The organism is Acrocarpospora catenulata, from assembly GCF_018476525.1.
GTDB lineage: Bacteria > Actinomycetota > Actinomycetes > Streptosporangiales > Streptosporangiaceae > Acrocarpospora > Acrocarpospora catenulata.
Window position 1 is genome coordinate 1 of sequence record NZ_JAHCST010000116.1, and the last position, 9,034, is coordinate 9,034.

Genomic DNA, 9,034 nt, shown 5'->3' on the forward strand with positions numbered 1-9,034 from the left:
GCGGAGCCCCCCACCGACTTCCGGATCGAGAAGCTGATCGCACTGCGGAACCCGAAGGGCCGCCCGGTGCTGCGCGCGATCGTGCACAACACCGGGCGGCGGGCCGTCGACCTGACCGGCAGGCTCCGCCTCACGCACGGCCCCGGCGGCCTGAACGCCGGTCCTTTCGAGGCGAACCGGGGGGTGTCGCTGCCCCCCGGCGGCAGCGGAGGGGTCGGGGTGCCGCTCAGCGCCAAGCTGCCGGTCGGGCCCTGGCAGGCGAGCATCGCGCTGGCCAGCGGCCGCGTCCACCGGAAGGCGGAGGCGGCGGTGACCTTCCCGCAGCAGGGCGGCAGCCCGATCGTGAGCTTCACCGGCGCGCTGGCCTCGGCCGCCTTCCCCCGATCCGGCAAGATCGCCGGCGCCGCGATCGCCGCGTTTGCGGTGACGTTCGCGGGCGCCTACCTCATCCGGAGAAGACTCCAGGAGAGCCGGCGCTAACAGACCATCGAGACCATCACCTGCACCGTGTCCTGACGGCTGTTCCCGGCCGCGTCGGTGGCCGTCAGGGTCAGCGAGTGGGTGGAGTCGCCGCAGCCGCCGAGCAGCCGTACCTGCGGGGTCAGGCCGAGCCCGATCACCGAGCCGTTGTCCCGCCAGACGAGGGTGAGGGCGCCGCCCTCGGGGTCGGTGGCGCTGCCGTTCAGAGTGATCTCGTGGAAGAACTGGCCGTTGGCGTTGCCGTTCACCCAGAGCTTGGCGCCGTTGGCCGGGTTGAGGACGCGGACCACCGGCGGCTGGTTGGCCGTGTCGGGGATGACCGTGACGGTGATGCTGTCGGTGCCGCAGAGGTTGAAGGTGTCGCAGCCCCGTACCGTGACGGTGTGCGTGCCCGGGGTGGCGCCGAGGCTCGCGACCGGGTTGTGGCCGGTGGCGAAGGGGTTGGGGCTGCCGTCCAGGAACCAGCGGACCATGCCGTCCGGCAGCTGGCCGACGTCGTCCAGGCTGGTGGCGTGGAACGGGATCTGCTCGGTCTGTCCGAAGACCCCGCCCGCGGGGCCGGTGATGGTCAGCTCGGGGGTCGCGTTCTGCACCGTCACGTCGATCTTGTCCGTGGCGGTCTTGCCGCCGGGGAAGACGGCGGTGGCCCTGATGCGGTGGTTGCCGGGCGGCGGCAGGGCGGAGATGGTCTTGCCGGTGCCGAGCACGGTGGTGCCGTTCAGGGTCCAGGTCACGGTCGGCGTGCCGAGGCCGTCCTCGAAGACGTTGGCCTTGAACTGGGTGGGGTTGATCGCCGAGATGCTCTGCCCGTCGTGCGGGGTGGTGATGTGCACCGTCGGGGGCAGCACGTCGCGGACCGCGCTCAGCGCCTGGATCACCCGTTTCCCGACCCGGGGGTCGGCGCTGACGGCGAGGTTGCGCATGACGGCGTCGTCCACCTGGTCGGCGTCCAGGCTCGGGTTGGCGGCCCAGACCAGGGCGGCCACCCCGGCGACGTAGGGCGCGCTCATGCTGGTGCCCTTGATGCCGCCCACCTGGCTCGGGATGGGGAACAAGGGGTCGGCGCCGTAGAGGACGTGGAACGGGCCGAAGATGTCCACGTCCTCGTGGCCGAAGTTGGACTCGTCGTCCCGGTTCCGGCTCTTCACGCCCAGCCCGCCGACGCAGCGCACCCCGCCGTGCTCGCACGGGGTCCACCAGTACTTCTCCCAGCAGCCGATGAAGCAGGTCTCGGCGTCCACGTCGTCGCCGTTGTTGCCGGCGGCCGAGTAGATCAGGACGTCGAGCGCGCGGACGTAGCGGAGGTAGCCGTCGAGGGGTAACAACGACCAGGCCAGAGCCCAGTGCACAGGGGTGGAGAAGCTCATGTTAATGATCTTGCTGCCCATCACCTTGGCCGCGCCCACCCCCACGATGACGCCGTAGGCGCTGCCGTCGGCGTAGACCAGGTTCAGTTTGGCGACCGGACCGGCGGGCCCGGCGGCCCCCACGTAGTTGTTGGGTACGGCGGCGGCCGTGCTGGCCACCATGGTGCCGTGCCACTCGAAACCGGCCTGGCCGGGGTCCCCGGCGTCGGTGAAGGGGACGACGGTGACCATGTCCGGGTTGGCCGGCAGGTCGGCGTTGACCTGGGGGGCATAGCCCTTGTCGACGATGCCGATCTCGACCTTGTTGTCCAGCAGCCCGATCGAGTCAAGCACCGTCCAGGCCTCGGCCGTACCGATCGCCTGCGCGCCGCTGTTGGACAGATAGGACCATTCGTACGCGTTCCGCGTGTAGTTCATGCCGTTCGGGCTGAAGTCCGGGACGCCGACCCCGGCTTCCATCGTGGTGCGGTCGGCGTAACCGGTGGGCGGAGTCACCCAGTTGACCATCACCTGGAGGCCGTCCCTGGCTTCGGCCGCCGCGGCGGCGAGCAGGTTGACCCCGTCCTGGCTGGACACGGCGAGCGCGGTGGCCTTCTGGTGCTCGCCGTTGAGCGCCGACAGATGCTCGCCGAGCTTGGCCGGTTCTGCCTGGTCGGTGGTGATGCGGACCAGGTAGGCGGGGGTCTCCCCGTCGTCGGTGCGGTGCAGTACCTTGCCGTCCCAGCGGGAGACGAACTTGTCCAGTTCGGTCTCCTCCTCGGTGAAGACGATCACTTCGTCGGCGACGAACTCGGTACGGCGGCCGTCCTCGTCCACCAGCGCGGCCACCGGGCGGTGGGCGCCGGGTTCGTACCCGTTCAGCGGACCGCTGGACTTGATCGTGTCCGGGTCGGCGTACACGGTGATCGGGCCCGCGCAGCCCTTCTCGTCGGCCAGGGCGCCCAGCACGCGGCCCCGCAGGCGGTTGCCCGCCCTGGACGGCTTCTCCTGGCCCACCTGGTCGGCGAAGGACTGCAGGGCGGCGGCTGCCGCGCATTCATCCTGTTCGACGGCCGCGGCGGCATCGGCCAAGTACTGTTCGAGCTCCGGGCCGAAGTCCCCGGAGTCGCGGAGTTGCTCGATCGCCCGGACCAGCTCGGGATCGGCTGTGGTGCCGGACGCCGTGCCTGCGGGGACCAGGATCGCGCCCATGAGTAGGGCGCTTAATAAGAGTCGACTCGTTCTGTGCATGTTCACGCTCTTTCGTGGAGTGGTTTCCCCGTAGGCGTGCCATCGAGTTCCACAGCGGGACACGCGGTCGATCACACGGTTGACCGGGAGCCCCTGACGTCGGCATCGTGGAGTGGGTGACCAGCGATGAGACGCGGGACGGCGTGGCGCTGACCAACCTGGATCAGCCGCTCTTCGACGAGTCCGGCGCGACCAAGCGGGATCTGGTCGACTACCTGGACGCGACCCGCGACCGCGTGCTCGCCGCGCTGCGCGGCCGTCCGCTGTCGGTGATCCGGGTACGCCCCGGCCAGGCGCCCTTCATGCAGAAGAACGTCCCGAAGTACACCCCGTCCTGGGTGCCCACGGTCAAGATCTGGGCGGAGGCCTCCCACCGGGAGATCTCCTACGCGCTCTGCGACGACCGCCGCACCCTGCTCTGGTTCGCCAACCAGCGGGCGGTCGAGTACCACCCCGCCCTCATGGGCACCCACCTCATCCTGGACCTCGACCCGCCGGAGGGCGGCCCGTTCACCACCGTGGTGCGGGCCGCCCACCTGGTACGGCAGGCCCTCGCCGACACCGGCCTGCGCGGGGCGGTGAAGACCAGCGGCGCCAAGGGCGTGCACGTCTTCGTCCCGGTCGAACCCGACCTGCCGCCCGAGGACCTGGCGGCGGCCACCCGGGCCCTGGCCGCCCGCGCCGAACGCCTGGACCCGGAGCTGGCCACCACGGCGTTCATCCGGGAGGACCGGCAGGGCAAGGTGTTCCTCGACTCCACCCGGGCGGGCGGGGCGACCGTGGTCGCCGCGTACAGTCCGCGGATCCGGCCGGGGACCCCCGTCTCCTATCCCGTGCCGTGGGAGGACCTCGATCAGGTCGAACCCCGGGATTTCACGATTTTCACGGTCCGGGAGCGGCCCGGGGATCCGTGGACCGAGCTGATGCCCCCGCCGCAGACCCTGCCCGCCGACCTGATCGAGGAAGGGCACACCATCCCGGTGGCCAGGGTCCAGGCCATGCACGAGGGCAAACGGAGGGCCAGGGCGCGAAGGGATCAGTGAGACTCGCGGGCCACCTTGTCGCCGCTGGAACCCACCAGGAAGTCCAGGTCGGCGCCGGTGTCCGCGCCCAGCACGGTGTCGACGTAGAGCCGTTCCCACCCCCGGCGCGGGCGGGCCAGCGCCTCGGTCATCGCCGCCGACGGGGGCCGCGCGTCCAGCTCGGCCTGGGGCACGTCCACGTCGATCCGGCGGGCCTCCACGTCCAGCACGATCCAGTCGCCGGTCCTGACCCGGTCCAGCGGGCCACCGGCCGCCGCCTCCGGGGCCACGTGCAGCACCACCGTGCCGTACGCGGTCCCGCTCATCCGGCCGTCGCAGACCCGCACCATGTCGCGCACGCCCTGCTGGAGGAGCTTGGCGGGGAGCGGCATGTTGGACACCTCCGGCATGCCGGGATATCCCTTCGGCCCGCAGCCGCGCAGCACCAGGACCGAGTCGGCGTCCACGTCCAGGTCCGGGTCGTCGATGCGGGCGTGGAAGTCCTCCACGGAGTCGAAGACCATCGCCCGGCCCCGGTGGCGGAGCAGTTCGGGGGAGGCGGCGGCCGGTTTGATGATGGCCCCGGCGGGGGCCAGGTTCCCGTACAGGACGGCGATTCCGGCGTTGGGGCGGATCAGCCGGATCACCTCGGGGTCCCAGATCTGGGCCTCGTCCAGGTAGCTCACCAGCGGCCGGCCGGTGACGGTGAGCGCGTCCGGGTCGAGCAGGCCGATCACCTCGCGGAGCACGGCGTGCAGGCCGCCCGCGCGGTGGAAGTCCTCCATCAGGTGCCGCCCGGCCGGCTGGAGGTCGGCCAGCAGCGGCACGTCCGCCCCGATGCGGTCGAAGTCGTCCAGGGTGAGCGGCACGCCGAGCCGTCCGGCGATGGCCAGCAGGTGCACGATCGCGTTGGTGGAGCCGCCGATCGCGGCCAGCGCCACGATCGCGTTGCGGAAGGAACCGGCGGTGATCACCTGGCTCGGGCGGCGCCCGGCGGCCACCATCTCGACGATCAGGCGGCCGGTCTCCTGGGCCCTGGCCAGCAGGCGGCTGTCCGGCGCGGGCAGCCCGGCCGAGCCGGGCAGCGTGGTGCCCAGCGCCTCGGCGAGCAGGCCCATGGTGGAGGCGGTGCCCATCGTGTTGCAGTGCCCGCGGCTGCGGATCATGGAGGACTCCGAGTCCAGGAACGCACGCTCCGACAGCGTGCCCGCCCTGACCTCCTCGCTCAGCCGCCAGACGTCGGTGCCGCAGCCGAGCGGCGCGCCCCGGAAGGTGCCGGTGAGCATCGGACCGCCCGGCACCACCACGGCGGGCAGGTCCACCGAGGCGGCGGCCATCAGCAGCGACGGGATGGTCTTGTCACAGCCGCCGAGCAGCACCACGCCGTCGATCGGGTTGGCCCGGAGCATCTCCTCGGTGGCCATCGCGGCCATGTTCCGCCAGAGCATCGCGGTGGGCCGGACCTGGGTCTCGCCCAACGAGACGACCGGCAGGTTGAGCGGCACCCCGCCCGCCTCCCACACACCCTGCCGCACGCTGGCGGCCACCTCGTCCAGGTGGGCATTGCAGGGGGTCAGGTCGGAGGCGGTGTTGGCGATGGCGATCTGGGGCCGCCCGGTGAAGGCGTCGGCGGGCACACCCCGGCGCATCCAGGCGCGGTGGATATACGCATTCCGGTCTTGACCCGCATACCACTGATCACTCCGTAACCCGGACATTCCTGTACGGTACACGTGTGATAAGGGCGTTCGTCGTGACCGGTCCCGGACACGCCGAGGTCCAGTGGGTGGCGCCACCCGTGCCAGGACCGGACGAGGTGATCGTCGACGTCGAGCGGGCCGGGGTCTGCGGCACCGACGCCGAGTTCCTCTCCGGCCGCATGTCCTACCTGCACACCGGCGAAGCCCGCTACCCCGTACGGATCGGCCACGAGTGGGCGGGCGTGGTCTCCGCGCTCGGCCCCGGCGTGGACCGCGCCTGGCTCGGCCGCCGGGTCACCGGAGACACCATGCTCGGCTGCCGCCGCTGCGAGCGCTGCCGGTCCGGACGCCAGCACCTGTGCGCGGACCGGTACGAGATCGGCATCAGGAACGGCTGGCCCGGCGGGCTGGCCGAGCAACTGCCGGTCCCCGTGGCCGCGCTGCAACCGCTGCCCGAGACGGTCGGACCCACCCTGGGCGCGCTGGTCGAGCCCGGCGGCAACGCGCTGCGCGCGGTCCGGGCGGCGGACCTGACCGCCGGGGAACGGCTGCTGGTGCTCGGCCCGGGCACCATCGGCCTGCTGACCGCCCAGATCGCCGCCGCCCAGGGCATCGAGGTGCACCTGCTCGGCCGCGACCCCGGCTCCCTGGAGTTCGCCGCCTCGATCGGCCTGACCCGGGTCTGGACCGTGGAGACCCTGCCGGAGGCGCGCTGGGACGCGGTGATCGACGCCGCCACCGCCGCCCACCTGCCCGCGATGGCGCTGCACCTGGTGGAACCCGGCCGCCGGGTGGTCTACATCGGCCTGTCCGGCGAGCCCAGCCTGGTGGACACCCGCACCATGGTGCTGAAAGACGTCACCACCGTCGGCGTCCTCAGCGGCTCCGGCGGCCTGCGCGGCATCACCCGGCTGTACGCCTCGGGCACGGTCGACCCCCGCCCGCTGGTCGCCGCCACCATCACGCTGGAGGAGCTGGCCCCGGTGCTGGCCGGGACCCGGCCGCCGGAATGGGGGTCCGCACCCAAGATTCACGTGGACCCCCGCCATCGGTGAACAGTCACGGAACAGTACAAATGTGCTCTACCTTCGTCAGGTGAGTTCGAGACGCCAAGGCTGGGGCTCGGTCCTGCTGGACCGGTTCAACCGTCCGGCCCAGGTCGTGGTGACGGGGTTCGGGACGGTCATCCTGATCGGCACCGCCCTGCTCACGCTGCCCGTCGCCAGCGCCTCCGGCGAGTCGGCCGGCGTGGTCGCCGCGCTGTTCACCAGCACCTCGGCGGTCTGCGTGACCGGCCTGCTGGTGGTGGACACCGCCACGCACTGGTCGGTCTTCGGGGAACTGGTCATCGCCGGGCTCATCCAGGTGGGCGGGCTCGGCATCATGACCCTGGCCACGCTGTTCACCGTACTGGTGGTCGGCCGGGTGGGCCTGCGGGCCAGGATGGCGCTGCAGACCGAGACCAAGTCACTGACCGTGCCCGACGTGCGGCGGGTGGTCCGCAACGTGGTGCTGTTCAGCCTGGCCTGCGAGGCGGTCATCGCCGTGTTCCTCACCGCCCGCTTCGTCATCGGGTACGGCGAGCCCTTCGGCCGTGCCCTCTATCTGGGCGGCTTCCACGCGGTCTCGTCCTTCAACAACGCCGGGTTCGCGCTCTGGCCGGACAACCTGATGCGCTTCGTCGACGACGCCTGGATCTGCCTGCCGGTGGCGCTGGGCGTCATCGTCGGCGGCCTGGGCTTCCCGGTGGTGTTCGAGCTGGCCAGGTCCTGGCGGCACCCCCGGCGCTGGTCGGTGCTGACCCGGGTCACCGTGGGGGCCAGCGTCGTCCTGATCAGCCTGGCCACCCTGATCTTCCTGATGACCGAGTGGCGCAACCCGCGCACGATGGGCCGGCTCGACGACTCCGGCAAGCTGCTGGCCAGCTTCTTCGCCGCCGTGATGCCGCGCTCCGGCGGGTTCAACACGGTGGACATCGGGGAGATGAACCCGTCCAGCTGGCTGGTCACCGAGATCCTGATGTTCATCGGCGGGGGCAGCGCGAGCACCGCCGGGGGCATCAAGGTGACCACCTTCGGGCTGCTCGCCTTCATCGTCTGGGCCGAGTTGCGCGGCGAGACCAAGGTGAACGTGGGCCACCGGCGGCTGGCGGAGGCCACCCAGCGGCAGGCGGTCACCCTCACCCTGATGGCGGTGGCGCTGGTGGCCCTGGGCACCTACCTGCTGATGGTGCTCACGCCGTACCCGCTGGACCGGGTGCTGTTCGAGGTGATCTCGGCCTTCTCCACCAACGGCCTGAGCACCGGGATCACCGTCGACGTCGCCACGCCCGGCCACGTGCTGCTGGTGCTGCTGATGTTCGTGGGCCGGATCGGCCCGCTGACCCTGGGGTCCGCGCTCGCGCTGAAGGAGCGCACCCGACGTTACGAACTGCCCGAGGAGAGGGTCATCATTGGCTGAGAACTCAAGCGACCCGGTGGTCGTGATCGGGCTGGGCCGGTTCGGCACCGCGCTGGCCCTGGAGCTGACCCGGCGCGGCACCGAGGTGCTGGCCATCGACCGCAGGGCCAAGGTGGTGCAGGCGCTGGCGGGGCAGATCACGCACATCGCGGTGGCCGACTCCACCGACCCGGAGGCGCTCCGCCAGCTCGGCGTGGCCGACTTCTACCGGGCCGTGGTGGCGATCGGCAGCGACCTGGAGGCCAGCATCCTGAGCACCTCGCTGCTGGCCGAACTGGAGATCAACGACATCTGGGCCAAGGCGGTCAGCGCCCAGCACGGCCAGATCCTGCGCCGCATCGGCGCCCATCACGTGGTCTTCCCCGAGCACGACATGGGCGAGCGGGTGGCCCACCTGGTCAGCGGGCGCCTGCTCGACTTCATGCAGGTGGACGAGGACTTCGCGCTGGCCAAGACGCACCCGCCGAAGGAGTACGTGGGCACCCCCCTCGGCCAGTCCAACCTGCGGCGCAAGTACGGCATCACCATCGTCGCGGTCAAGTCGCCGGACCAGGAGTTCACCTACGCCACGGCCGATACCGAGCTCACCTACGACGACATCATCATCGTCTCCGGCCCCACCGAGTCGGTGGAGCGCTTCGCCGAACTGCTGTGACGAAACTTGGGGCCCGGCCACAGCGCGGCAGCGAATGGTAGCTGGGCATGCGGGATCGGCGGCTCGGACGTGAGGGCGGGACCGGGCCGCTGACCTGCCGGGATATCAGGCCGGTGGCTC

6 protein-coding genes and 1 pseudogene are annotated in these 9,034 nt (G+C 71.4%); 5 read left to right on the forward strand and 2 right to left on the reverse strand.

The window, feature by feature from the left end:
* A pseudogene (locus KIP79_RS45520) lies at positions 1-480 on the forward strand (hypothetical protein); the annotation flags it as partial.
* Here KIP79_RS45520 and KIP79_RS45525 read toward each other — a convergent pair.
* Positions 477-3,038: a S8 family serine peptidase gene (locus KIP79_RS45525; RefSeq protein WP_214111312.1), complete on the reverse strand. Its 2,562-nt coding sequence runs from the start codon at positions 3,036-3,038 to the stop codon at positions 477-479. The pseudogene KIP79_RS45520 and the gene KIP79_RS45525 sit on opposite strands and share 4 nt — an antisense overlap.
* Before the next feature lie 155 nt (positions 3,039-3,193).
* On the opposite strand from KIP79_RS45525, the gene KIP79_RS45530 reads away from it, so the two are divergent.
* Positions 3,194-4,120, forward strand: a complete 927-nt coding sequence (locus tag KIP79_RS45530; RefSeq protein WP_308170248.1) for a DNA polymerase domain-containing protein — start codon at positions 3,194-3,196, stop codon at positions 4,118-4,120.
* Here KIP79_RS45530 and KIP79_RS45535 read toward each other — a convergent pair.
* Positions 4,114-5,817: a dihydroxy-acid dehydratase gene (locus KIP79_RS45535; RefSeq protein WP_214111314.1), complete on the reverse strand. Its 1,704-nt coding sequence runs from the start codon at positions 5,815-5,817 to the stop codon at positions 4,114-4,116. The two genes, KIP79_RS45530 and KIP79_RS45535, sit on opposite strands and share 7 nt — an antisense overlap.
* Positions 5,818-5,852: 35 nt before the next feature.
* On the opposite strand from KIP79_RS45535, the gene KIP79_RS45540 reads away from it, so the two are divergent.
* From KIP79_RS45540 to KIP79_RS45550, 3 genes are read left to right on the forward strand one after another with little or no spacing between them, the layout of a single operon-like run.
* A complete protein-coding gene (locus KIP79_RS45540; RefSeq protein ID WP_308170249.1) occupies positions 5,853-6,854 on the forward strand; it encodes a zinc-dependent alcohol dehydrogenase in 1,002 nt (333 codons plus the stop codon).
* A gap of 40 nt (positions 6,855-6,894) precedes the next feature.
* Complete coding sequence (locus tag KIP79_RS45545; protein ID WP_214111315.1) at positions 6,895-8,259, forward strand: TrkH family potassium uptake protein; 1,365 nt, start codon at positions 6,895-6,897, stop codon at positions 8,257-8,259.
* Positions 8,252-8,914 carry a potassium channel family protein gene (locus tag KIP79_RS45550; RefSeq protein WP_214111316.1) on the forward strand — a complete coding sequence of 221 codons (663 nt, stop codon included), beginning with the start codon at positions 8,252-8,254 and terminating at the stop codon, positions 8,912-8,914. Before KIP79_RS45545 ends, KIP79_RS45550 begins: the two co-directional genes overlap by 8 nt.
* Positions 8,915-9,034: the final 120 nt, after the last annotated feature.

Bases quoted from the DNA above. Each gene is read 5' to 3' on its own strand.
- KIP79_RS45525 (WP_214111312.1), bottom strand. From the start codon at position 3,038: ATGGGCGCGATCCTGGTCCCCGCAGGCACGGCGTCCGGCACCACAGCC.
- KIP79_RS45535 (WP_214111314.1), bottom strand. From the start codon at position 5,817: ATGTCCGGGTTACGGAGTGATCAGTGGTATGCGGGTCAAGACCGGAAT.